This window comes from Pseudomonas gingeri (assembly GCF_013386115.1).
Lineage (GTDB): Bacteria > Pseudomonadota > Gammaproteobacteria > Pseudomonadales > Pseudomonadaceae > Aquipseudomonas > Aquipseudomonas gingeri.
Genome location: NZ_JACAOR010000007.1, coordinates 582,311 through 605,390 on the forward strand (window position 1 = coordinate 582,311; position 23,080 = coordinate 605,390).

Below are 23,080 nucleotides of genomic sequence, written 5' to 3' on the forward strand. Positions count from 1 at the left end.
TCCTCAGCTCTTGAATCCAAGGGCAGCCATACTCAAATGTTCTGCAATCGGCCCAAGGGCCAGGGTCGGCAGGAACGTCAGGCCACCCACCAGCAGGATGGTCACGGTCAGCAGGGTGACAAACAGCGGGCCATGGGTCGGGAAGCTGTTCTGGCCGATCGGTGCGGTCTTCTTCATCGCCAGGCTGCCGGCCAGGGCCAGTACCGGGAGGATGTAGCCGAAGCGACCGAGCAGCATGCTCAGACTCAGCATCAGGTTGTGGAACGGGGTGTTGGCACTGAAGCCACCGAACGCCGAACCGTTGTTGGCACTGGCCGAGGTGTAGGCATAGAGCAACTGGCTGAAACCATGGGCGCCGGGGTTGCTGATCGCGCCGGCCGGGCCTGGCAGGCTGGCGGCAATCGCGCCGAGCACCAGGGTGCCCACCGGCATCACCAGCAAGGTCACCACCAGCAGTTGCACTTCCTTGGCCTGGAGCTTCTTGCCCAGGTATTCCGGAGTACGACCGATCATCAGGCCGGCAAGGAACACCGCGATCAGGACGTTCAGCAGCATGCCGTAGAGGCCCGCGCCGACACCGCCGAAGATCACCTCGCCGACCATCATGTTGGCCAGCGCGACCATCCCGCTCAGCGGGCTGAGGCTGTCGTGCATGGCGTTGACCGAACCGTTGGACGCCGCCGTGGTGGCCACTGCCCAGAGTACGGTGCCGGTGGTGCCGAAACGGCTTTCCTTGCCTTCCATCGGCGCGCTCTGTTCCACCACCGGGTTGTTCAGGGTCGGGTTCGGCTGGTACTCGGCGTACAGCGAGACCGCGCCACCGATCAGCAGCAGGGCCATCATGCAGGCCATGATCGCGCGGCTCTGGCGCAGGTCCTTGACGTAGTGGCCGAAGGTGAATACCAGGGCCGCCGGGATCAGGATGATCGAGACCAGTTCGAACAGGTCGCTCCAGGCCGTCGGGTTCTCGAACGGATGCGCCGAGTTGACCCCGAAGAAGCCACCGCCGTTGGTACCCAGTTGCTTGATCGCGATCTGGCTGGCCGCCGGGCCGAGGGGGATCACCTGGTCAGCGCCCTGCAGGGTCACGGCGTTGACGTAGTGGGCAAAGGTCTGCGGTACGCCCTGCCAGACCAGGAACAGCGCCAGCACCAGGCACAGGGGCAGCAGGCCATAGAGGGTGGCGCGGGTCATGTCGACCCAGAAGTTGCCCAGGGTCGCCGCCGAACGCCGACCGATACCACGGCACAGCGCGACCAGCACGGCCAGACCGGTGGCGGCGCTGACGAAGTTCTGCACGGTCAGGCCGACCATCTGGCTCAGGTAGCTCAGGGATGCCTCACCGCTGTAGCTCTGCCAGTTGGTATTGGTCATGAAGCTGATGGCGGTGTTGAACGACAAAGTCCACTCCAGACCCGGCAGGTTCTGCGGGTTGAGTGGCAGGTACTGCTGGAACAGCAGGATCGCGAACAACAGGAGGAAACCCGCCAGGTTGAAGACGAGCAAGGCCAGGGCATATTTCTGCCAGCTCTGCTCGGCCTTTTCATCGACCCCGGACAGGCGATAGCAAGCCCGCTCCACCGGCCCGAGCACCGGGCTCAGCCAGGTACGCTGACCTTCCATCACCTTGTAATAGAAGCGCCCCAGGAAAGGGGCCGGGACCAATACCAGCGCCAGGAAGGCCAGGATCAGCAAATAGTCATAACTGTGCATAACCGCCGCTCCTAGTTCCGATCCGCGCGCAACAGCGCAACCAGTAGATAAATGAACAGTGCCACTGCCAGCAGCAGTGACACCCCGTCCAGAATGCTCATGGGATTTCTCCGTGGTACGGCGATTGCCGCGTGTGGAGTCATTGTCGGAAGGAAGGCTGTAAAGGAACGAGAGCGACGCCCGGGGCGATGCGTAAAGAAGGCGTAAAGACTGAGTTTACGTAGGCATTACGCCCTAGAATCCGCAGGACGCCGACGCTGCCCCGCTCCCGACAAGGCTGCTGGCGTCCCCGGCTTTGTATCGACGCCGATACACAACCGACAACCGGCCAACACCCGGCGCCTGTAGCTTCTGGCGCAGCTACACTTGAAATGGACTCCCCGCCTTCGGGCCGGGGCTCTATCGTGCAACAATCTCGCGAGGGCCTCTGGTGCTTCGCGGCTTTACCGGCAGATAACCACACGCATGCAGAACACTCCCGCTCCTCTGGCTGATGTCAACAAGCCGCTCTCTCCGGGCGATGACAGGCGCTGGAATGTCCGCGCGCTGATCGTCGACGACGATATCCCGATCCGTGAACTGCTGATCGACTACCTGGCCCGCTTCAGCATCCAGGCCATCGGTGTCACCGACGGCGCCGCGATGCGCCAGGCGCTGCAGCTGGAAACCTTCGACGTGGTGGTCCTCGACCTGATGCTTCCGGGCGAAGACGGTTTGTCGTTGTGCCGCTGGCTGCGTGCCGAATCGGATATCCCGATCCTGATGCTGACCGCCCGCTGCGAACCCACCGACCGCATCATCGGCCTGGAACTGGGCGCCGACGACTACATGGCCAAGCCCTTCGAGCCGCGCGAGCTGGTGGCGCGGATCCAGACCATCCTGCGTCGGGTGCGCGACGACCGCACCGAACAGCGGGCCAATATCCGCTTCGACAACTGGCGCCTGAACAGTGTGCTGCGCCAGTTGATCGCCGACGATGGCCTGGTGGTGCCGCTGTCGAATGCCGAGTTCCGCCTGCTCTGGGTCTTTATCGAACGCCCGCGCCGGGTGCTCAGCCGCGAGCAGTTGCTCGACGCCGCCCGCGGTCGCTCGATCGAAGCCTTCGATCGCAGCATCGACCTGCTGGTCTCGCGTCTGCGACAGAAACTCGGTGACGATCCGAAATCGCCGCAGTTGATCAAGACCGTGCGCGGCGAAGGCTATCTGTTCGACGCGAGAGACATCGGCTGATGCGCCCACGCTTCAACACGCTGTTCGGTCGTTTGTTCGGCGTGTTGTTGCTGGCCATTGTCCTGGCCCACCTGCTGGCCTTCCTCTGGTTCCGTCATTACGGTGGCGGCCCGCCGCCACCGCCGCCTCGTCCCCCGGCGGGCATGTCGGAAAACTTCGACCCACGCTTCCCGCCGCCGCACATGCGCGGTCATCGACCGCCACGGCCGTGGTTTGGCGGGCCGGTGGTGCCCCTTACGTTCCAGTTGATCGCCCTGGTGATTGCCGCCTGGTACGGGGCCAAGCTGCTCGCCCGGCCGATCCAGCGCCTGAGCGATGCGGCCGAGCGCCTGAGCGAAGACCTCAACAGCCCGCCGCTTGACGAAACCGGTCCGCGGGAAGCCCGGCAGGCAGCCGCGACGTTCAACCTGATGCAACAACGCATCCGCGAACAGGTACAGCAACGCGGGCGGATGCTCGGGGCGGTGTCCCATGACCTGCGCACGCCGTTGTCGCGCCTCAAGCTGCGCCTGGAGCAGATCGACGACGCCAGGCTGCAGGGCCAGATGCGCCAGGACCTGAACGACATGATCGGCATGCTCGACGCCACCCTGAGCTACCTGCACGAACAACGCACCAGTGAAGCCATGCAATGGATGGACGTGCAGGCGCTGGTGGAGTCGATTTGCGAAAACGCCCAGGACCAGGGCGCCCAGGTCCGTGCCAGCGGCCATTGCGCGCCGCTGCTGGTCCAACCCATGGCCCTGCGTTCCTGCCTGAACAATCTGATGGACAACGCCCTGCGTTATGCCGGCGATGCGTTGATCACGCTGGAGGACAGCCGGCGGCAGTTGATCATCCGGGTCATCGACCACGGCCCCGGCATCGCCGCCGAAAAACGCGAGGCGGTGTTCGAACCCTTCTATCGCCTGGAGGGCTCGCGCAACCGCAACTCCGGTGGTGTCGGCCTGGGCATGACCATCGCCCGCGAGGCCGCCCAGCGCCTGGGTGGCGAATTGACCCTGGAAGAAACCCCTGGCGGCGGCCTGACCGCCGTGGTCGCCCTGCCCCGCGCCTGATCGCTGTGTGTACCAGCCGGTACAAAGCCCACATACCCTCGACACCTGCCATTGGGAGTCTGCACAAGCCGGTGCACCGCCACCGGCTTTGCCAACACTTAGGGAGTGAGCACCATGATCGGTAGCGTCAGTAGTTTATTGAGCTACGTCGGCTCCAGCAGCACGACGACGGCCACCCAGCGCCAGCAACAATTCCAGAAGCAACTGCTTGCCAAGCTCGATACCAACGGCGACGGCGCCATCAGCCAGGATGAGCTGAAAACCGCCCTGGCGAACAAGCCCGACAGCAAGCTGCTGAATAACCTGAGCCAGGACTTCGCCTCGCTGGACACCGATGGCAACGGCAGCATCAGCACCGATGAACTATCGGCGATGAAGCGTCCGGAACATGGGCACCACGCCCCCGACACCCAACTGGCCGACGCCCTGCTCAAGTCCCTCGACAGCAATGGCGACGGCTCCGTCAGTAGCGACGAACTGGCGGCCGGCCTGACCAATGCCGGCAGCACCGCCGACAGCGCTTCGCTGTTCTCGGCGCTGGACAAGGATGCCAGCGGCAGCATCAGCACCGACGAACTGGCCGCAGCTCTGGCCCCACCGCCGCCACCGCCACAACAGTTGTCCGGCAGCGATCTGTTCACTCAACTGGACAGCAACGGCGATGGCAGCATCAGCCAGGCTGAACTGACCAGCGCACTACAGGGCACTGACAGCAGCACCACCACCGCCAGCACCCGCGAAACCACCAGCGCCCTGCTGCTCAAGGCCCTGGCCAATACCGGCGGCACCACCAGCACCAGCCAGACGGCCCAGGACAATATTGCCGAAGCCCTCAGCCGCCTGATGGTTGGTCTCAACAGCCAGTATCAGCAGCGTGGCGCGACGGCGACCGGCAGCACCGCTGCCGCGGCGTGATCCCCCTGTAGAAAAGGACTTGTGGGAAGCGGTGTTTGTGTGGCCGCGGGCTTCTGTGGGAGCAGGCTTCTGTGGGAGCGGGCTTGCCCGCGAAGAGGCCCGCGAGATCACCAAAGACCTCGCGGGCAAGCCCGCTCCCACAAGTTCTGCATGCGCATGCTCAGGGCTTTTCTTCCCGCCGCCCCTGGCTCGCGCTCCAGTCGAGCAGCAGGCTGTAGGCCACCGCCAACAGGGTCGGGCCGATAAACAGGCCGATAAAGCCGAAGGCGATCAATCCGCCGAATACCCCCAGCAGCACGATCACCAGAGGCAGGTTGCCGCCGCGGCTGATCAGGTAAGGCTTGAGCACGTTGTCCACGCCACTGATGATGAACGTGCCCCAGATCCCCAGGAATATCGCCATGCCGTACTCGCCTTTCCAGGCCAGCCAGGCCGTGGCCGGGATCCACACCAGCGGCGGGCCCATGGGAATCAGGCTGAGCAGGAAGGTGGCGATGCCCAGCACCAGCGCCCCGGGCACCCCGGCGATGAGGAAGCCGATCAGCGCCAGCACGGCCTGGGCCGCCGCCGTACCGATCACGCCGTTGACCACCCGCTGCACCGTACCGGCCACCAGTTCCTGGTAATAATCGGCGCGCTCGCCGATCAGCCGTTCCAGCAGGCCATGGACAAAGGCCGCCAGGCGCGGGCCGTCGCGATAGAAGAAGAACACGAAGAGAATGCTCAGGGTCAGTTCGAGAATGCCGCCGCCGATCTGCGCGCTGCGGGCCAGCAGCCAGTTGCCGACCTGCCCCAGGTAAGGCTTGATCGCCAGCATCAGCGCCGCGCCCTGCTGATCGATGGTGTTCCAGGCGCCCACCAGCCGCTCGCCGACAATCGGCACCGAGGCCAGCCAGGTCGGCGCTTCCGGCAGGCCATCGACCTGGACATCCTTGATAAAGGCCACCGCATCGCGCACATGGTCCGCCAGGTTGAGCCCCAGCCACACCAAGGGCGCGGCCACCAGCAACATCCAGCCCAGGGTCAACAGGCCGGCGGCCAGCGACTCGCGGCCACCGAGCAGGCGCGTCAGCAGGCGCATCAGCGGCCAACTGGCAAAGGCCAGCACCGCGCCCCAGAACAGCGCCGACCAGAACGGCGCCATCACCCACAGGCTGGCGCCGAACAGCACCAGGAGCAGTATCTGCACCAACAGCCGATCATTATTGAGCATGGGGATTCCACGAAAGAGATCAGAAAGGAAAGTCTAGGCGAACACACGGGCGTGTGTCCGCCACTCCTGCCGCTACCGCAACAGTTCGAGGTGCAGGCCGCCGGTGCCGCTGTCGCCCAGTTCCAGCCGCGCGGCCCTGACGCCCTTGGCCACCAGGGCCTGGCGCCAGGCTTCGGCGGCAGCCCCGGACAGGCTGACCCGCGACGTGGTATCCAGGTTCAGGCCACGGGAAATCAGGGTGACCCAGGTGTCCTGCGGCTCCCCGGCGAGTTTGGGGAAATCGAGCTTGCCGGTGTCACGCAACTCGCGCAACAGGGTCGCCGAGGTCGGCAGCAGCTCACCCAAGGGGGCGCTCGCGGCAAACTGCTCGACGTGCAGGTACGCACGGCGATTGCCCCGGGTAATGCTGTACAGCGCCACCAGCGAGTTGTCCTGCGGCGCGGCCAGGCGCAACAGCAGGTAGGCCTGCTGGTCGTCGGCGCCGGACAGCACCGCATTGCCGAAGACCTCGTTGGCCCACAGGCTGTTTTCGCCACAATCCCGTGCCTGGCACCAGAACAGCAACTGCGCGCCCTCTTTCTGCAAGGCTTCGCGGGCCGCGGTGAAGGCTTCGTTGGCGGTCCGTTCCGGCGGCAACTCGTAGGTCACCGAGGTCATCTGCCCACGGGCATTGACCTGGCCGTCGCTGCGCAAGCGGTTGCTGATCTTGCGGATCGAGCTCTGTGGATAAATCCGCTCCAGCTCGGTCGGCGCGCGGTAGTCGACGATCTGCGCGTCGGGCAGGCGCGGCACGGGCGGCAGGTCATGGCTGCCCGGAACATCAGCGGCCAGGAGCACGGAACTGAAACACGCCAGGCCCAGGGCGCTGGCAAGGGCTGTGGATAACTTCATCAAATCGGCGGCGCCTGAATGCTGGGCACTGATGCCGGAGCGTGGTGACACGAGGTCGCGGTGGTGTCGAGATCTGGCATGGTTGTCTCCCTTTCAACCCGCCAAGCCTCGACAGTTGCCGGGCGCAAGTCAAGGAATGGCGAAGAAGCGATTGAAACAGTCTGCAACAAGGACCGCCCCGGCCTCGTCGTTCAGGTGCAGATGATGGCCGCCGGGCAGCACTTGCTGGTTGAAGGGTAGCTGCTCCAGCAGACTCCGGTGCTGGGCCAGCATGCCTTGTTCGGCCACCACCAGTTGGGTCGGGCACGCCACCCGGTGGACAAAGGCCATGGCCTGTTCTTCGGTCAGGCGCAGGGGCGAGGCCAGGGTCAGGCGATTGTCGCTGCGCCAGGTGTAGCCGCCGGGCACCGGCATCAGACCGCGCTGGGCCAGCAGTTCGGCGGCTTCGCGGCTGACCGCCACCAGGCCTTTCATGCGCGCCTCGACGGCCAGGTCGAGGGTCTTGTGCAGCGACTTGCGCTTGTCCTGCAGTTTCAGTTGCGCCTGCAGGGCCATGCCCAGGCGCTCGGCGGCATTCTCGCCCTTGGCCGTCGGCGGGATCACCCCGTCGATCAGCGCCAGGTGCGTGACCCGCTCGGGCAATGCGCCGGCCAACACCACCGAGACGATCGCCCCGAGGGAATGCCCGAGCAGGCCGAAACGCTGCCAACCCAGTTGTTCCGCCACCTGCAACACATCATGGACGTAGTCCCACAGGGCATAGCCGGCACCGACCGGACGGTGCCCGGAATGCCCGTGACCGGCCATGTCCAGGGCGATGATGCGCAGCCCCTTGAGCCGGGGTGCCAGGCGCGCAAAGCTGTTGGCGTTGTCCAGCCAGCCGTGCAGGGCGATCACCGGCAGGCCGTCTTCCGGACCGAACAGGTGGGCCGCCAGCTCGATATGCGGCAGGCTCAGGCGGACTTCCTCGACCGCCGTGCTCATGCCCGGCGTCCTTCGGCGGCACGCCGCTGCCAGCGGGTGAAAATGTCCTTGAGCAACTGGGCGGTGTCCTGCGGGCGTTCCAGGGGAAACATGTGACCTCCGGGCATGCTCAGGGATTCGCCCAGGGGCAGGCGTCCCACGGAACGGGTGTGATGACGCATCACCACGCGGCTCGAACGGCCACGCACCACCGCCAGCGGCACCTTCAGGTGCCGGGCCAGGCCCGGGCTGGTATGGGGCACGCCGCGGTAGATACTGATTTCGGTGGCCGGGTCGAAGCTCAACCGCAGGCGATCGCCCTCGGGGCGCAAGCCATGTTGAAGGTAGGCATCGAAGCATTCCGGGTCGAAACCGCGAAACAGGGTCTTGCCGGAAAAATACTGGCGGGCCGCTTCCAGGTCGGCGAACTCCTCGCGTCGCCCCAGGGTACGCCCGGCCGGGGTCAGGCGGTCGATAAAGCCCAGGCGCTTGGCCGCGCGGATCACCCACTGGTCGGCGCGGGTCAGCACCGGCGAATCGAGCATCACCAGGCCTTTGTAGAGTTGCGGGCAGCGCAGGGCCGCGTGCAGGTGCAGGACCCCGCCCAGGGAATGGCCGACGCCCCAGACCGGTTCGGGCTGCTGTTCGAGGTGATGGATCAGTTCGTCGACCAGGTTGCGCCAGTTGTCGTCCACCGGGAAACGCGGGTCATGGGCATGCTGTTGCAGGTGTGCAACCTCATACTCCGGCGACAGGGCGGCGAACAGCTTGCCATAGGTGCCCGAAGGAAACCCGTTGGCGTGGGCGAAGAACACATGTTGCGACATACCGGAACCACTTCATGGAAAACAGGTGTTCATTGTCGGCAGGACGTCCGCCGCCAGCAATGACCGTAACTGCCAGGAATGATGACAGTCCGGCCATGGCCATGGCGCCTGTCAGCGGTTCGGCGGCGTCTGTCCCAGCGGCACCACCGCCATGGTCAGGCGCGAGACGCAGTTGGTCTTGCCCTCGTCGCTGCTCAGGCGGATATCCCAGACATGGGTGGTGCGGCCGATATGGACCGGCGTCGCCACCGCCGTCACCCGTCCGCTGCGCACGCCGCGCAGATGGTTGGCATTGATTTCCAGGCCGACGCAGTAGTACTGGCTGGTGTCGACACACAGGTAGCTGGCCATCGAGCCGACGGTTTCCGCCAGCACCACCGAGGCGCCGCCATGCAGCAGGCCGAACGGCTGGTGAGTACGGTGGTCGACCACCATGCTGGCGGTCAGTGACTGCTCGTCAAAGGCTTCGAAGCGAATGTCCAGCACTTCGCTGATGGTGTTCTTCGCCGAGGCATTGAGTTGGTCGATATTCGGAACAGTGCGCCACAGGGCCATCTTGCAATCCTCAGTTTTTATTTGTCATTCCTGCCACAACACGGACTGCCCGTGCTCGCTCCACGCCTGGAACCGTGCGCCGTAGCACTGCTCGATCACCGGGCGCTTGAGCTTCAGGGTCGGCGTCAGAAAGCTGTTTTCAACCGCCCAACTATCTTTCACCACCACCAGCGCACGCAAGCGCTGATGTTTGTCGAGGGCCTGGTTGACCTCCTCCAGCAAGGTTTCCAGCCCTGCCTGCAAGCTCGCCCGGGGAACCTGGGCAGCTGCGGCCGAGAGCACGCAGAGGCCCAGCGGGGCCGGCAAGCCGTCACCGACGACGCAGACCTGTTCGAGCCAGGTATTGGCCGCCAGGAGGTTCTCGATGGGCGCCGGGGCCACGTACTTGCCCTTGCTGGTCTTGAAGATTTCCTTGAGCCGCCCGGTCAGTCGCAGATTGCCCAGGGCATCCTGTTCCCCCTTGTCGCCGGTGCGCAGGAAACCCTCCTCGGTCAGGGCTTCGGCCGTCTTGAGCGGATCCTTGTAATAACCGAGCATGGTCGCGCCGCTGCGAACCAGCACCTCGCCCTGCTCGTCAATCCGCACCTCCACGCCCGGACAGGGCTGGCCGATCCACCCCGACACATGCTGGCCGCCCCGGCAGACATGGGAGTAGCCGCTGTTTTCGGTCATGCCATAGACCTCGCGCACCTCCAGCCCGAGGCGCCGATACCAGTGCAGCAGCTCCCGCGTCACCGGTGCCGCGCCGGACAGCGCGACGTGCAGGGCATCCAGCCCCAGCCCGGCGAGAACCTTGCGGCCGACCTGCCGCCCGAGCAGCGGCAGGCGCAGGAGCAGGTCCAGTCGCGCCGGCGCGATCCTTTCATGGACGCCCATCTGGAATTTGCTCCAGATCCGCGGCACGCCGAACATCGCCGTCGGCCGCGCACGCCTGAGATCGACCAGGAAAGTGTCCAGGCTTTCGGCGAAAAACACCGTCTGCCCGGTGAAGAGCGACGCCAGCTCGACAAACATCCGTTCGGCCACATGGCACAGCGGCAGGTATGACAGCAGCCGGTCTTTTTCCCCCAGGCCGAACAGCCCAATCGCATGATTGGCGGCAAACGACAGGGTCGCGAAGCTGTGCATCACGCCTTTGGGCTGGCCGGTGGTGCCGGAGGTATAGATCACCGTCGCCAGTTGCTGCGCGGCGGGCAGCGGGTCGTCCTGGATCGGCGAACAGGCTTGCAGGTCGGCCCAGCGGAAATCGAAATCCCCCGCCGGGCACAGGGGCAGGCTGATGGTCGGCAGGCCGGCGGGAAGCCCCGGCTGCATGGCCGGCCAGTCATCGAGCTTGCCGATAAAGGCCAGCGCGGCCTCGGCGTGCCCGAGCACCTGGGCGACGGAGTCGGCCGTCAGGTTGGGGTACAGCGGCACCGAGACATGGCCGGCCATCCAGATCGCCAGGTCGGCAATGATCCAGTGGGCACAATTCTTCGAGATGATCGCCACATGGCTGCCCTGGGGCAACTCCCGGGCCCGCAGCCAGTGGGCCGCGCAACGTGCCTGGTGACCGACCTCGGACCAGCTCAGGGTCTGCACCTCGCCTCCGCCCAGCGGCTGGACCAGGTAAGCCTGGCGGGGATGGCGAGCTTCGCGCTCGTAGAAGACTTCCAGGGGCAAACGAAAAGCGGCAGACATAAGACTCCCTCCCTTGTTCTTATTCCGGATAACAACCAACCAAGCACTTGCTTGGCCGACTATTTCACGGGCACGCCGACACCGCAAGCCCGGCGATATCGTTCCCGGTCGGGAAAAACGGGTGGAATCTGATAGCAGGCCGACGGCGGATCGCGTCGAATTTCCGGTTTCCCAGCCCCTTACGAGACGTTCATGTCAACGATAGGCAGCCTTTTTCGAAGCTTGATCCCTGTCCGCAGCCCACGAACACAGCAGGCACAGCAGCCGGTATCGCCCGCATCGCCGGCGCACGCGCACCGGCAGCCCATGCCGGGAGCCTTTGCGGCAGCCCCCCTCGAACAGCACATGGCCGTGCTGGGACTCAAGGACTGTCTGTCGTCGGCGCAGGCGTTCCTCGGCGGCGTTCCCGACCTGCGCCGTTACCCCCTGGGTGGGCTGCTGGAATTGATGGTGGCCTGCACCGGCCGTTTTCCCGGCATCCTGCAAAGCTGGGACGGTGTGCCGCTGGAAGGCGGCGGACGGGTGTCCCTGCATGTGGAAAAGAAGCTGTTCGACCTGCGGGTGCCGTCCACGCTGTCGCCGTCACTGACCCGGGCGATGAAGCTGTGCGCCTTGAATATCGCGGCAAGCGGCCGATATCCGGGGGACGCGCTGCCCTTCCACGACGTCGATACCCGGCTGCCGTTGAGGAACTGGCACAAGGACGCCATCTGCCAGGTGCTGCGCACGCTGCAGGTGACCAACGTCAACATGATCGGGGTCGACCTGAGTGGCGGCGACCTGGCGGGAGTGCGTTTTTTCGGCCAGTACCACGGAGCGAACTTCATGGCCGCCAATCTCAAGGGCGCCCTGTTGTCGAGTGGCTTCAAGGGCAACAACTTCGATCATAGCGACCTGCGCCACGCGATGTTCTCGGGGTACTTCGAGCACTGCACCTTCAAAGGCGCCAAGGTCAATACGGTGACCTTGAAACAGGCCAGGACCGAGCTGATCGGCGCGGTACTGACGCCATGAGGTAACGGACGGCGCCCGCTTCCGGCGCCGTCCACGAGCCTGTCAGGGGTGACGGACGCTGTTGAGGGTCATGCCACCGGCCAGCGGCCAGTCGCCTTCCAGCTCCGCCAGGCTGGCGGTGCTCATCGGCTGGGCAGTGCGCAGGTGGCCGTCTTCGAGCAATCCGATCAGGCTGCCCACCAGCGGTTGATGGCTGACCAGCAGCAGGTTGTCGGGCGTATCCAGGTGCTCCAGCACCCTCGACGGATGGGTCTCGGGGGTCAGCCAGGGCACCGTGATGATCTCCGGCTCGAACCCCAGGGCTTCGCGTACCAGTTGCGCGGTCTGCTGGGCCCGGACATAGGGGCTGGCATAGATTGCCGTCAGTGGCTGACCGATCAGGTGCGCAGCACTGCGCAGCACTTCCTTGCGGCCATGGGCGGTGAGGTTGCGCTCGGCATCGCTGCGCACCTGCGGCTCGGCTTCACCATGACGCAGCACCCATAACTTCATAGCTTGGGTTCCTCGTCACGGGCCGGGTGGGCAGCCGGCGGCACGCTGTGCGGGGCTTCGCCCTCGGGCGCGCGGGGTGTCGGCCAGTCGGCGAACGGCCAGGGTTTCTGGTCGCTGTGGAAGCTGCCGAAACGGCCGATCTGGGCGAGGTACTGGCTCAGGCTGTCACCGAAGTTCATCAGGTTGCCGCTTGGCGCGCCATAGACCAGCCGGTAGATCAGTTGCACCAGCACCAGGGCGCCGAGGATGAATTGCGTGACCTGCCAGACCAGCAGGAACAGCAGCATCCACACCACGCGCAACACAATGGATTCGTACTTGGCTTCGTTCATGTCTTGCTCCTGTCCCGTGGATCAGTTGAAACCGCTGGTGGAAATGAAATCGACATCGGTCTTCGGCTCACCGCGCATCAGCAAGGCGATCACCTGGTCGAGGGTACGCCCTTCGAACAGAATCGCGTGCAACCCGGCCACCAGCGGCATATAGACCCCCAGTTCCTGGGCCTTGGCCTTGAGCACCTTGAGCGTATTGACCCCTTCGGCCACTTCTCCCAGGCGGGTCACCGCGTCTTCCAGGCTCAGGCCCTGGCCCAGGGCGAAACCGACCTGGTAGTTGCGGCTCTTGGGCGAGGAACAGGTGACGATCAGGTCGCCGACCCCGGCCAGGCCGAGGAAAGTCATCGGGTTGGCGCCCTGGCTCACGGCAAACCGGGTCATTTCCGCCAGGGCCCGGGTAATCAGCATGCTCTTGGTGTTCTCGCCCATGCCCAGCGCCACCGCCATGCCGGCAATGATCGCGTAGACGTTCTTCAATGCCCCGCCCAATTCGACGCCAAACCGGTCGGCGCTGGCATAGACGCGGAAAGTCCGCCCGTGCAGCGCGGCCTGGACCCGGGTGCAGAGTTCTTCGTCTTCACTGGCGACCACGGTGGCGGTCAACGCATGCTCGGCCACTTCACGGGCCAGGTTCGGCCCCGACAACACGCCGATCCGCGCCTGCGGGGCAATGTCTTCGAGGATTTCGCTCATCAGCTTGAAGGTCTGCGCCTCGATGCCCTTGGTCAGGCTCACCAGCAACTTGCCGCTCAGTTGCCTGGCATGGGGCGCCAGCACGCTGCGCAAGGCGCTGGATGGCAGGGCGACAAAGAACAGCTCGCAGCTTTCGAGGGTCGCGGCCAGGTCGGTGACCGGCTCGACCGCCGGATGAATCTTGATGCCCTTGAGGTAACGCGGATTCTCGCGATTGACACGAATGGCCTCGGCCTGTTCAGGGTCGCGCATCCATTGGCGGACCCGATGCCCGTTCTCGGCCAGCAGATTGGCCACGGCGGTCCCAAAGCTCCCGCCTCCCAGGACCGCGATAGGGTGCTGTTCAGTCATATGCAATCCGTTTATACCAATGGCGATGGCCGCATTATACGGAGCCACCCGGCGGCAGCCAGTCCCAAACGCATTCGGCGCAAAGGGCTCTGACACAAGGATTTGTCCGAATTTGCAGACAGAATGCAGGCCCTGTGCCATGGCAAACCCGCCCGGCTCGGTTAACATGCGCGGCTATTATCTGTTATCAAGGCTGAGCCGTGTACTTTGGCCCTCCCCTCACGCGTTCCCCCATGCTCCTGGCGCTGTTGTTCAGCAGCCCGGTGCTGGCCGACGACCTGTTCCTGGAAAACCAGCCGCTGCCCGAGGTATTGACCGCCACGCGCCTGAAACAATCCCCGGCCTCGGTGCCCGGCAGCATGACCGTGATCGACAACGAACTGATCAAGGCCAGTGGCGCCCGGGATATCGCCGAACTGCTACGCCTGGTGCCGGGCATGATGGTCGGCTACACCAACGGCAACCAGGCGGCGATCAACTACCACGGGACCGACGCCGCCAACGCCCGGCGCATGCAGGTGCTGATCGACGGGCGCTCGGTCTACCGGGCCGGGCTGGCGACGGTGGACTGGAGCGATATCCCGGTGGCCATGGAGGATATCGAGCGCATCGAAGTCTTCCGGGGCCCGAACACCGTCAGCTACGGCGCGAACGCGCTGATGGCGGTGGTCAACATCCTGACCAAGTCCCCCGGCAGCACCCACGGCTCGCGCATCAAGGTCACCCGCGGCGAACGCGGCATCAATGACTGGTACGCCAGCGAGGGCACCGGCTGGGAAACCGGCGACCTGCGCCTGTCGATGTCCGGCCAGCAGGACGACGGTTTCGACAGCGACCGTGTCGGCGCCGACTACCGCGACAGCCGGCGGCTGAACCGCTTCAACCTGTCGGTCAGCCAGATGCTCAATGAAAGCCAGAGCATCGACTGGCAGTTGAACGCCAAGGAAGGTACCAACCAGCGGCCGTATACCTACCAGGCGGTGTTCCCGGGGATCCAGGAAGCCGGCGACAACTCCGATGTGGTGGCCAAGGATTACGCCGGTTCCCTGCGCTGGAACCTGGATATCAGTCCACAGCACAGCCTCTATATCCAGGGCTCGGCCCAGCACTGGGATCGCCAGCAGGTCTGGCGCGCCTGTGACGCCAAGGTATCGTTCAGCCCGCAGTTGACCCAGCTGTGGCAGCTCAATCCCAACTATGCGGAAAAGCTGGCGCGTGGCATGACCAACTACAACGTGGGCAGCCCGCCGGCGGGGAGTACTTCGGAGCAGGCACTGGCCAACCAGGTCCTCGACCAGTGGTACAACCAGGGCGGCAAGGACACCGTCTGCGGCGATATCGACCAGAGCACCCGCGAGACCCGCTACGACCTGGAACTGCAGGACACCCTGAGCCTGTCGGACAGCCTGCGCCTGGTCAGCGGCATGAACTATCGTTATGACCGGGCAGACTCCGAGACCTACTTCAATGGCACCGTCGACGACAACACCTGGCGCCTGTTCGGGCAGTTGGAGTGGCGCGCCAGCGAACACTGGTTGCTCCAGGGCGGCGCCATGTACGAAAACGCGCAACTGACCGGTGACTCATTGACCCCGCGGTTTGCCGTCAACTACCTGATCAATCCGCGACACGGCTTGCGTGCCGTGTATTCCGAGGCCATCCGTTCGCCGGACATGTTCGAGAACAACGTCAACTGGAGCTACCGGGTGACCAACCTCGACTCACCGACCTACGGCCAGACCAGCGGCCAGTATTTCGTCAAGACCCGCGGCCCGGGCAACCTCGACAAGGAGCGGATGCGCTCGCGGGAACTGGGTTACAACGGTTTCTTCACGGATATCGGGCTGAGCCTCGACGTGAAACTGTTCTACGACGAAATCACCTCGATGGTCAGTTCGCCGCTGCGCAACAACCAGTACATCGCCAGCAATGCCAACAGCGCCCGCTTCAGCGGTACTGAAACCCAGCTCGACTGGCACCTGAGCGCCGCCGACCGGCTACGCCTGACCTATGCCTATGTCGATACCCAGGCCAGCAACCCCACCGACGAACAGTTCACCGCCCGCAACAGCGGCTCCGCCGGCTGGATGCGCGACTGGGGCGCGGGCTGGTCGAGCGCGCTGTTCTATTACGGCGACGACGCGATCAACCAGTATCGTTTCCAACGGGTCGACCTGCGGGTCGCCAAGCGCATCCCCTTGCGCAAGGCCAGCCTGGAGCTGTCGGGGGTCGTGCAGCAACGCCTGGATGACCAGCCCGTCACCTGGCCCGACAACAACTACGACCAGCGCCAGGTGTTCTACTTCAGCGCCGAGCTGGAATTCTGAGCATGGACGACCGTCAGTCAAGGATGACATCAGCCTGCGGAGCCTGGCTCGGCAAGCTGGCCAGCGGCCTGCTGGTGCTGCTTGTACTGATAGTCCAGGCCCGGGCCGCCGATGTGCTGCTCACCGGCGCCGAGGACAGTTCCGGGGTACAGGCCTTTACCAGCGCCCTGGCGCAGCAGCGCCCCGAGGACCGGGTACGCTTCGTGCCTTTCGGGCAACTGCCGCCGCCGAGCCAACTGCCGCCAGGGACACGCCTGATCCTGCTCGACCCGCCCAGCCTCGACTGGCGCCTGGGCGATCGCCAGGGTCCGGCCACCCTGGTCTTGCGCATCAGCCGCCTGCAAGCGCGCCAGCGCCTCGGCGAACAGTTGCCGAACCAGCTCAGCCTGCTCTGGAGCGATCCACCGCCCTCGCGACAATTGCACCTGATCAACGCAGTGTTGCCGCAGGCGCGACGGGTCGGCGTGCTGTATGACGATGACAGCGAGTTCCTCCTCGCGGAACTGCGTCAGGCGGCCCAGCCGCTGGGACTGGAAATCGTCCCCCAGCGCTGGGACGACACCGCCGACAGCCGTCCCCTGCAGAACCTGTTGCGCGGCAGCGACGTGTTGCTGGGGATCGACGATGCGACGCTGTACAACCCGAAGACCGCGAAAAACCTGCTGCTCAGCAGCTATTCCCGGCAGTTGGCGCTGATCGGGCCGAACGCCGGCTTCGTCAAGGCCGGCAGCCTGGCCAGCAGCTACAGCGACCAGAACGACTGGCTGGCGATCCTCGACAAGCTGCTCGACCAATCCCCCAACAGCTGGCCGCGTACGCTCTACCCCCCGCGTTTCAAAATACTGAGCAATCCGCAGGTTGCCCGCTCGCTGAGCCTGGAGCCGATCGACGAAGTCTCGGTCGCCACCCGGCTGGCCGAAGGAGAATCCCACCCATGAACCTGCGCCGGCACTGGGGCATCAACGCCCGTACCCAGATGATCAGCCTCGGCCCGGCCCTGCTGCTGACCCTGTTACTGATCAGCTTCTTCACTTTCGTGCGGATCCAGGACCTGCGCCAGGAACTCAATCACACCGGCCAGTTGATCGCCAACCAGTTGGCACCGGCCACGGAGTACGGCGTCATATCTGGTAACAATGAAGTGCTCGAAAGCCTGATGAAGGCCAGCCTGACCACTCCGCATGTACGCTTCCTCGAAGTCCAGGACCGCAGCAACAACATCCTGGTCTATGTCGAGCAACCCTCGGAAAGCCATAGCCGCGCGCAACAGGTCGAAGTGTTCCAGGCCCCGGTGCGCCTGCAACGCATCCAGCTCGACAGCGATTTCCTGCAAGGCACCAGTGGCGCCGCCGTGGCCGCGGGCGAGGATTACCTGGGGCGGGTGATCGTCGGCATGTCCAACGACGCCTTCAACCAGCGCCAGCAGGAAATCCTGCTCAAGGCCGGGATCCTGGCGCTGTTCGCCCTGCTCTTCACCTTCCTGCTGGCCCGCCGCCTGGCGGCCAACCTGTCGCAGCCGATCAGCGCCATGGGCCACGCGGTCAAGGCCATCCAGCAGGGTGACTACAAGACCCCGCTACCGGTGCCGGATGACACCGAGCTCGGCGACCTGGCGCGGCATATCAACAACCTCGCCACCGGCCTCGAACAAGCCAGTCGCGAACAGCACCAGGCCATCGCGCAACTGATCCAGACCCGCGAGGAAGCGGAACGGGCCAACAATGCCAAGTCCGACTTCCTGGCCATGATGAGCCACGAGCTGCGCACCCCGATGAACGGCGTACTGGGCATGCTGCAACTGCTCGAAACGACGGAGATGACCGACGAACAGGCCGAGTACGCGACCCTCGCCTCGGAGTCCACCGAGCACCTGCTCAAGGTCATCAATGACATCCTCGATTTCTCGCGGATCGAGCGCTCGGCCCTGGAACTGGAACATATTCCTTTCGGCCTCGGCGAGCTGATCAGCAGCTGTGCCCAGGCCTTCCAGCACAGTGCCGTGCAACGCGGGCTGCAACTGAACCTGCAGTTCCCGCCGGGCCTGCACAACCTGCAGGTCAAGGGCGACCCGACACGGATCCGGCAGATCCTGGTCAACCTGGTCGGCAATGCGCTGAAATTCACCGAGCACGGCAGCGTCAGTATCGAGCCGGCCTGGCAGGGCCTGGACGATGAGGTGATCTGGTTCAGTTGCACGGTGCGCGACAGCGGCATCGGCATTTCCGCCGAACGGCTGGAACTGATGTTCAATGCCTTCCAGCAGGCCGACAGCTCGATCTCCCGGCGTTATGGCGGCACCGGCCTCGGCCTGCCGATTGCACGGACCCTGGCCGAGCGCATGGGCGGCACCCTGCATGCGCGCAGCGAAGAGGGCCAGGGTTCGGTGTTCACCCTGGAAATCCCCCTCGCCCTGTACCGCCAGGTCGAGCCCGAGGCCTTGCCGCAGCTGCTGGCCGGCCACGGCGAAGGGCGCAAGGTCCTGCTGGTGGAGGACAACCCGGTGAACCAGACCGTCATCGAAGCCATGCTGCGCAGCCTGGGCTTCGAGGTCAGCCTGGCCCATGACGGCATCGAGGCGGTCGAGCTGGCGAAAACCGGCGATTTCGCGGCAATCCTGATGGACTGCCGGCTGCCGCTCGTCGACGGCTACGAGGCCACCCGGCAGATCCGCCAATTGCCCGACGGCGCGCAGTTGCCGATCATCGCCCTGACCGCCAACGCCTTGCAGGGCGACCGCGAGCAGTGCCTGGTGGCGGGCATGAACGATTACCTGGCCAAGCCCTTCAAACGCACTGATCTGCAACAGATTCTGCAGCGTTGGGTACCCTGAATACGATGTGCGACTGGCGTGAAAGGCGAAAGTGCGGCAGTCTTAGGCACCCAAACGAGCCATGAAACCGGCTTGAATAATAATTTCAGTGCACAAGTGTACATTCATGTCCCTTGTGCTGTGACTTTCACTACAACGCAATAGTCTATGAGTAGGCTGTCGATTCGAGGCATGAAGGCTTCGATCGGCCGGGAAGATTTGCCCCACCCTGCCGCATGGGATTATTGAGGAGCTCGCATGACCAAACAAAACGCCTTTACCCGGGAAGATCTGCTTCGCTGCAGTCGCGGTGAGCTGTTCGGCCCAGGTAACGCGCAACTGCCCGCCCCGAACATGCTGATGGTGGATCGCATCACCCATATCAGCGAAGAGGGTGGCAAGTACGGCAAAGGTGAATTGGTCGCCGAGCTGGATATCACCCCGGACCTGTGGTTCTTCGCCTGCCACTTCGAAGGCGATCCGGTGATGCCGGGCTGCCTGGGCCTCGATGCCATGTGGCAACTGGTCGGCTTCTTCCTCGGCTGGCAGGGCCTGCCGGGCCGCGGCCGCGCGCTGGGTTCGGGCGAAGTGAAATTCTTCGGCCAGGTCCTGCCGACCGCCAAGAAGGTCACCTATAACATTCAGATCAAGCGCGTCCTCAAGGGCAAGCTGAACCTGGCCATCGCCGACGGTTCGGTGACGGTCGACGGTCGCGAGATCTACACCGCCGAAGGCCTCCGGGTCGGCGTTTTCACCTCCACTGACAACTTCTAAGGGTTATCCGCATGCGCCGCGTCGTTATCACTGGTCTGGGCATCGTTTCGTGCCTGGGCAATGACAAAGAGACCGTCTCCGCTAACCTGCGTGCAAGCCGCCCTGGCATCCGCTTCAACCCGGAATATGCCGAAATGGGTCTGCGTAGCCAGGTTTCCGGCTCCATCGACCTCAACCTCGAAGAACTGATCGATCGCAAGATCTATCGCTTCGTCGGCCACGCGGCGGCTTATGCCTACCTGGCCATGAAGGACGCGATCGCCGACTCCGGCCTGACCGACGAGCAGGTTTCCAACCCGCGTACCGGCCTGGTGGCCGGCTCCGGCGGCGCATCGACCCTGAACCAGATGGAAGCGCTGGATATCCTGCGCGAAAAAGGCGTGAAGCGCGTCGGTCCATACCGCGTGACCCGCACCATGGGCAGCACTGTTTCCGCGTGCCTGGCCACGCCGTTCAAGATCAAGGGCCTGAACTACTCGATCTCCTCCGCCTGCGCCACCAGTGCCCACTGCATCGGTACCGCGCTGGAGCAGATCCAGATGGGCAAGCAGGACATCGTCTTCGCCGGCGGCGGTGAAGAAGAGCACTGGAGCCAGTCGTTCCTGTTCGACGCCATGGGCGCCCTGTCCACCCAGTACAACGACACGCCGGAAAAGGCCTCCCGTGCCTACGACGCCAAGCGTGACGGTTTTGTCATCGCCGGCGGCGGCGGCATGGTCGTGGTCGAGGAGCTGGAACACGCCCTGGCCCGTGGCGCGAAGATCTACGCCGAAATCGTTGGCTACGGCGCGACGTCCGATGGCTACGACATGGTCGCGCCAAGCGGCGAAGGCGCCGTGCGCTGCATGCAGATGGCAATGGCCACCGTTGACGGTCCGATCGACTACCTGAACACCCACGGCACCTCGACTCCGGTCGGCGACGTCGCGGAAATGAAGGGCGTGCGTGAAGTCTTCGGCGACAAGGCCCCGGCCATCAGTTCGACCAAGAGCCTGTCCGGTCACTCCCTGGGCGCCGCCGGCGTTCACGAAGCGATCTACTGCCTGCTGATGATGGAAGGCAAGTTCATTGCCGGTTCCGCCAACATCGACGAGCTGGATCCGGAAGTCGCCGACCTGCCGGTACTGACCAAGACCCGCGAAAACGTCGAGCTGAACAACGTGATGAGCAACAGCTTCGGCTTCGGTGGCACCAACGCCACCCTGGTCCTGAAGCGCTGGCAGGGCAAGTAAGCCCGGCCTGATCGCGAGATGAAAAACGCCCCGACCGGTTCGGGGCGTTTTTTTTTGCCTGAAATATCAGCCCCGCTTGTGTGGAAGCCGGCTTGCCCGCGAATGGCGCGACGCGGTGTTGCAGATACAGCGCATTATCGTTCTTCGTGGGCAAGCCCACTCCTACAAGTCTGTGCCACAGGCCACGGCGCTCCTTACACCGAGAAGCGTGCCACCAGGCCATTGAGGTCCACCGCCAGCCGTGACAGCTCCTGGCTCGCCGCACTGGTCTGGTTGGCCCCGGCCGAGGTCTGCAGGGCCAGGTCGCGGATATTCATCAGGTTGCGGTCCACCTCCCGCGCCACCGCCGCCTGCTCCTCCGAGGCGCTGGCAATCACGATATTGCGCTCGTTGATCAGGGTGATCGCCGTGGCGATCTCATCCAGGGCATCGCCTGCGGCCTTGGCCACTTCCAGGGTCGAACGGGCCCGGCCATTGCTTTTCTGCATGGCGCTGACCGCCTGCTCGGTGCCCTGCTGGATCGCCCCGATCATCTGCTCGATTTCCTGGGTCGATTGCTGGGTACGATGGGCCAGCCCGCGCACCTCATCGGCCACCACGGCGAAACCGCGCCCGGCCTCCCCGGCCCGGGCCGCCTCGATGGCCGCGTTCAACGCCAGCAGGTTGGTCTGCTCGGCCACCGAACGGATCACCTCCAGCACCTTGCTGATGCCATAAACCTTCTGCGCCAGGTCCTCGACCTGCAGCACATTGCCGCTGACGTCATCGGCCAGCGACTCGATGGACAGCACCGCCTGGCGTACCTGTTCGCGACCATGCTGGGCAATCCGGTCGGACTCGCGCGAGGCCTCGGACGTCGCCACCGCGTTGCTCGCCACTTCCTCCACCGCCGCAGTCATCTGGTTGACCGCGGTGGCCGCCTGCTCGATCTCCAGGCTCTGCTGGTGCAAGCCACGGGTGGCATCCTCGGTGACGCAACTGAGCTCTTCGGAAGCGGAGGCCAACTGGCTGGAAGAATCGGAAATCTGCCGGATCGTCTCCCGCAGGCGCTGCTGCATGTCCTTGAGCGCCGCCTGCAGGCGCGCCGGCTCGTCGTGGCCGTCGACATCGATCACCGCGGTCAGGTCGCCGGAGGCCACCACCTCGGCCACTCCCAGCGACTGCGCCAGCGGCAGGACGATGCTGCGGGTCAGCAGCAACGCGAGGCCGACGGTGATGAGCGCGGTCAGGGCAATCATCCCGGCGACCCAGATCCGCGAGCGACTGAACACGGCCTGGGCCAAGTCCGTGGCCTGGGTGGCATGGTGCTTATTGAGTTCCACCAGCTCATGCAGGGTCGTGGCCATTTCATCGGCCAATTGGTTCATCTCGCCGTTGACGATACGTACCGCGTCTTCGAGCCGCCCTTCCCCGGACAAGGCCATGACCTGCTGCTGGCGCTGGAGGTATTGCTGCTCGACGCCCTTGAAACGCTCGAACATCTCCTGCTCCCGAGGCAACGACATCAGCGCCTCATAACGCCCCTGCGCCTTGTCCAGGCCGCTTTTCAGGTGATTGAGCTTGGCTTCGTTCTCCGCCAGGACCTGGGGATCGCGGTTGAGCAGCAGGCGCAGGGTCAACGCCCGGACCCGCAGCAGATCCTGGCTGATCTCGCCGACCGCCATCACACTGGGCAACCAGTTGGTTTCCACCGCTTCGGACTGCTGGCGCATATTGCCCATCTGCAACAGGGCAAAGCCGCCCAGCAGGCACACCATCAACGCCAGCAAGCCAAACCCCAGGCCCGCTCGTGGCGCTATGTTCAAACTCCGGATACTGCTCATCGCTTCGGCTCCCTCCGCAAGACTTCATGTAAAAAACTTCGCTCACAACGGTTTCGTGGCAAAACTTCGGCAAAAAACGCGGCATCCACCCGCTATCACGCTGTCTTCAACGGTAGAGGCATTTGCAACATTTGCGTTAGACGAAAGCGTGATATCAAAGCGCCCAAGAAGTCCGATATGCGCTC

The 23,080-nt window shown here is 64.4% G+C and carries 21 protein-coding genes; 9 read left to right on the forward strand and 12 right to left on the reverse strand.

Annotation, left to right across the window (positions count from 1 at the left end; translation table 11 throughout):
• Positions 1-3: 3 nt before the first annotated feature.
• Together kdpA and kdpF are read right to left on the reverse strand one after the other, a co-directional pair.
• Entirely contained in the window at positions 4-1,713 is a 1,710-nt protein-coding gene (kdpA, locus tag HX881_RS15080; RefSeq protein ID WP_017128002.1) for a potassium-transporting ATPase subunit KdpA, read from the reverse strand.
• Positions 1,714-1,724: 11 nt separating this feature from the next.
• Positions 1,725-1,814, reverse strand: coding sequence for a K(+)-transporting ATPase subunit F (kdpF, locus tag HX881_RS15085; RefSeq protein WP_017128001.1), 90 nt, complete (start codon positions 1,812-1,814; stop codon positions 1,725-1,727).
• Positions 1,815-2,178: 364 nt separating this feature from the next.
• Between kdpF and HX881_RS15090 the strand changes: the two genes are divergently transcribed.
• The 3 genes from HX881_RS15090 to xopAW all read left to right on the forward strand — a co-directional run bounded on the left by HX881_RS15090 (position 2,179) and on the right by xopAW (position 4,916).
• Positions 2,179-2,943, forward strand: coding sequence for a response regulator (locus HX881_RS15090; RefSeq protein ID WP_017128000.1), 765 nt, complete (start codon positions 2,179-2,181; stop codon positions 2,941-2,943).
• Positions 2,943-4,001 (forward strand): sensor histidine kinase, encoded by a 1,059-nt coding sequence (locus HX881_RS15095; protein WP_103032965.1) that lies wholly within the window; start codon positions 2,943-2,945, stop codon positions 3,999-4,001. Before HX881_RS15090 ends, HX881_RS15095 begins: the two co-directional genes overlap by 1 nt.
• A 114-nt stretch (positions 4,002-4,115) precedes the next feature.
• On the forward strand, positions 4,116-4,916 hold the full coding sequence (gene xopAW, locus HX881_RS15100; protein ID WP_042936147.1) for a XopAW family type III secretion system calcium-binding effector: 801 nt from the start codon (positions 4,116-4,118) through the stop codon (positions 4,914-4,916).
• A 160-nt stretch (positions 4,917-5,076) separates the two neighbouring features.
• Here the strand turns inward: xopAW and HX881_RS15105 are convergent, their stop codons facing one another.
• From HX881_RS15105 to HX881_RS15130, 6 genes are all read right to left on the reverse strand, one after another.
• On the reverse strand, positions 5,077-6,129 hold the full coding sequence (locus HX881_RS15105) for an AI-2E family transporter (protein ID WP_103032966.1): 1,053 nt from the start codon (positions 6,127-6,129) through the stop codon (positions 5,077-5,079).
• A gap of 72 nt (positions 6,130-6,201) precedes the next feature.
• Entirely contained in the window at positions 6,202-7,020 is an 819-nt protein-coding gene (locus tag HX881_RS15110; RefSeq protein ID WP_177085242.1) for a DUF4892 domain-containing protein, read from the reverse strand.
• 129 nt (positions 7,021-7,149) lie between these two features.
• Positions 7,150-8,004 carry an alpha/beta hydrolase gene (locus HX881_RS15115; protein ID WP_017127995.1) on the reverse strand — a complete coding sequence of 285 codons (855 nt, stop codon included), beginning with the start codon at positions 8,002-8,004 and terminating at the stop codon, positions 7,150-7,152.
• Positions 8,001-8,810, reverse strand: a complete 810-nt coding sequence (locus HX881_RS15120; RefSeq protein WP_017127994.1) for an alpha/beta fold hydrolase — start codon at positions 8,808-8,810, stop codon at positions 8,001-8,003. Before HX881_RS15120 ends, HX881_RS15115 begins: the two co-directional genes overlap by 4 nt.
• A 111-nt stretch (positions 8,811-8,921) precedes the next feature.
• On the reverse strand, positions 8,922-9,365 hold the full coding sequence (locus HX881_RS15125; protein ID WP_017127993.1) for a hotdog fold thioesterase: 444 nt from the start codon (positions 9,363-9,365) through the stop codon (positions 8,922-8,924).
• 24 nt (positions 9,366-9,389) lie between these two features.
• Complete coding sequence (locus tag HX881_RS15130) at positions 9,390-11,045, reverse strand: AMP-binding protein (RefSeq protein ID WP_177085244.1); 1,656 nt, start codon at positions 11,043-11,045, stop codon at positions 9,390-9,392.
• A gap of 345 nt (positions 11,046-11,390) precedes the next feature.
• Between HX881_RS15130 and HX881_RS15135 the strand changes: the two genes are divergently transcribed.
• Positions 11,391-12,059 (forward strand): pentapeptide repeat-containing protein, encoded by a 669-nt coding sequence (locus HX881_RS15135; protein ID WP_017127991.1) that lies wholly within the window; start codon positions 11,391-11,393, stop codon positions 12,057-12,059.
• A gap of 42 nt (positions 12,060-12,101) precedes the next feature.
• On the opposite strand, the gene sixA is transcribed toward HX881_RS15135, so the two are convergent.
• From sixA to HX881_RS15150, 3 genes are read right to left on the reverse strand one after another with little or no spacing between them, the layout of a single operon-like run.
• Positions 12,102-12,551 (reverse strand): phosphohistidine phosphatase SixA, encoded by a 450-nt coding sequence (gene sixA, locus HX881_RS15140; protein ID WP_017127990.1) that lies wholly within the window; start codon positions 12,549-12,551, stop codon positions 12,102-12,104.
• Entirely contained in the window at positions 12,548-12,883 is a 336-nt protein-coding gene (locus tag HX881_RS15145) for a DUF4389 domain-containing protein (RefSeq protein ID WP_017127989.1), read from the reverse strand. The genes sixA and HX881_RS15145 overlap by 4 nt, the downstream gene beginning before the upstream one ends.
• A 21-nt stretch (positions 12,884-12,904) precedes the next feature.
• Positions 12,905-13,930, reverse strand: coding sequence for an NAD(P)H-dependent glycerol-3-phosphate dehydrogenase (locus HX881_RS15150; RefSeq protein WP_177085246.1), 1,026 nt, complete (start codon positions 13,928-13,930; stop codon positions 12,905-12,907).
• A gap of 200 nt (positions 13,931-14,130) precedes the next feature.
• Here HX881_RS15150 and HX881_RS15155 point away from each other — a divergent pair, with 200 nt between their 5' ends.
• The 5 genes from HX881_RS15155 to fabB all read left to right on the forward strand — a co-directional run bounded on the left by HX881_RS15155 (position 14,131) and on the right by fabB (position 21,072).
• Positions 14,131-16,257 carry a TonB-dependent receptor plug domain-containing protein gene (locus HX881_RS15155; RefSeq protein ID WP_042936145.1) on the forward strand — a complete coding sequence of 709 codons (2,127 nt, stop codon included), beginning with the start codon at positions 14,131-14,133 and terminating at the stop codon, positions 16,255-16,257.
• Between the two features lie 2 nt (positions 16,258-16,259).
• Complete coding sequence (locus HX881_RS15160; protein ID WP_370590939.1) at positions 16,260-17,195, forward strand: ABC transporter substrate-binding protein; 936 nt, start codon at positions 16,260-16,262, stop codon at positions 17,193-17,195.
• Positions 17,192-19,087, forward strand: coding sequence for an ATP-binding protein (locus HX881_RS15165; protein WP_177085248.1), 1,896 nt, complete (start codon positions 17,192-17,194; stop codon positions 19,085-19,087). Before HX881_RS15160 ends, HX881_RS15165 begins: the two co-directional genes overlap by 4 nt.
• A 237-nt stretch (positions 19,088-19,324) precedes the next feature.
• Positions 19,325-19,840, forward strand: a complete 516-nt coding sequence (fabA, locus tag HX881_RS15170) for a 3-hydroxyacyl-[acyl-carrier-protein] dehydratase FabA (RefSeq protein WP_017127984.1) — start codon at positions 19,325-19,327, stop codon at positions 19,838-19,840.
• Positions 19,841-19,851: 11 nt separating this feature from the next.
• Positions 19,852-21,072 (forward strand): beta-ketoacyl-ACP synthase I, encoded by a 1,221-nt coding sequence (gene fabB, locus HX881_RS15175; protein WP_177085250.1) that lies wholly within the window; start codon positions 19,852-19,854, stop codon positions 21,070-21,072.
• A gap of 194 nt (positions 21,073-21,266) precedes the next feature.
• Here fabB and HX881_RS15180 read toward each other — a convergent pair whose 3' ends face one another.
• The gene (locus HX881_RS15180) at positions 21,267-22,895 is read right to left on the reverse strand and encodes a methyl-accepting chemotaxis protein (RefSeq protein WP_177085252.1); all 1,629 of its coding nucleotides are present in this window, start codon (positions 22,893-22,895) and stop codon (positions 21,267-21,269) included.
• Between the last annotated feature and the right edge of the window lie 185 nt (positions 22,896-23,080).

Coding starts and splice junctions, on each gene's coding strand:
- HX881_RS15180 (WP_177085252.1), bottom strand. CDS start 22,895: ATGAGCAGTATCCGGAGTTTGAACATAGCGCCACGAGCGGGCCTGGGG.
- HX881_RS15135 (WP_017127991.1), top strand. CDS start 11,391: ATGGCCGTGCTGGGACTCAAGGACTGTCTGTCGTCGGCGCAGGCGTTC.
- HX881_RS15120 (WP_017127994.1), bottom strand. CDS start 8,810: ATGTCGCAACATGTGTTCTTCGCCCACGCCAACGGGTTTCCTTCGGGC.
- sixA (WP_017127990.1), bottom strand. CDS start 12,551: ATGAAGTTATGGGTGCTGCGTCATGGTGAAGCCGAGCCGCAGGTGCGC.
- HX881_RS15130 (WP_177085244.1), bottom strand. CDS start 11,045: ATGTCTGCCGCTTTTCGTTTGCCCCTGGAAGTCTTCTACGAGCGCGAA.
- fabA (WP_017127984.1), top strand. CDS start 19,325: ATGACCAAACAAAACGCCTTTACCCGGGAAGATCTGCTTCGCTGCAGT.
- fabB (WP_177085250.1), top strand. CDS start 19,852: ATGCGCCGCGTCGTTATCACTGGTCTGGGCATCGTTTCGTGCCTGGGC.
- kdpF (WP_017128001.1), bottom strand. CDS start 1,814: ATGAGCATTCTGGACGGGGTGTCACTGCTGCTGGCAGTGGCACTGTTC.
- HX881_RS15095 (WP_103032965.1), top strand. CDS start 2,943: ATGCGCCCACGCTTCAACACGCTGTTCGGTCGTTTGTTCGGCGTGTTG.
- HX881_RS15105 (WP_103032966.1), bottom strand. CDS start 6,129: ATGCTCAATAATGATCGGCTGTTGGTGCAGATACTGCTCCTGGTGCTG.
- xopAW (WP_042936147.1), top strand. CDS start 4,116: ATGATCGGTAGCGTCAGTAGTTTATTGAGCTACGTCGGCTCCAGCAGC.
- HX881_RS15090 (WP_017128000.1), top strand. CDS start 2,179: ATGCAGAACACTCCCGCTCCTCTGGCTGATGTCAACAAGCCGCTCTCT.
- HX881_RS15110 (WP_177085242.1), bottom strand. CDS start 7,020: ATGAAGTTATCCACAGCCCTTGCCAGCGCCCTGGGCCTGGCGTGTTTC.
- HX881_RS15160 (WP_370590939.1), top strand. CDS start 16,260: ATGGACGACCGTCAGTCAAGGATGACATCAGCCTGCGGAGCCTGGCTC.
- HX881_RS15150 (WP_177085246.1), bottom strand. CDS start 13,930: ATGACTGAACAGCACCCTATCGCGGTCCTGGGAGGCGGGAGCTTTGGG.
- HX881_RS15145 (WP_017127989.1), bottom strand. CDS start 12,883: ATGAACGAAGCCAAGTACGAATCCATTGTGTTGCGCGTGGTGTGGATG.
- kdpA (WP_017128002.1), bottom strand. CDS start 1,713: ATGCACAGTTATGACTATTTGCTGATCCTGGCCTTCCTGGCGCTGGTA.
- HX881_RS15115 (WP_017127995.1), bottom strand. CDS start 8,004: ATGAGCACGGCGGTCGAGGAAGTCCGCCTGAGCCTGCCGCATATCGAG.
- HX881_RS15125 (WP_017127993.1), bottom strand. CDS start 9,365: ATGGCCCTGTGGCGCACTGTTCCGAATATCGACCAACTCAATGCCTCG.
- HX881_RS15165 (WP_177085248.1), top strand. CDS start 17,192: ATGAACCTGCGCCGGCACTGGGGCATCAACGCCCGTACCCAGATGATC.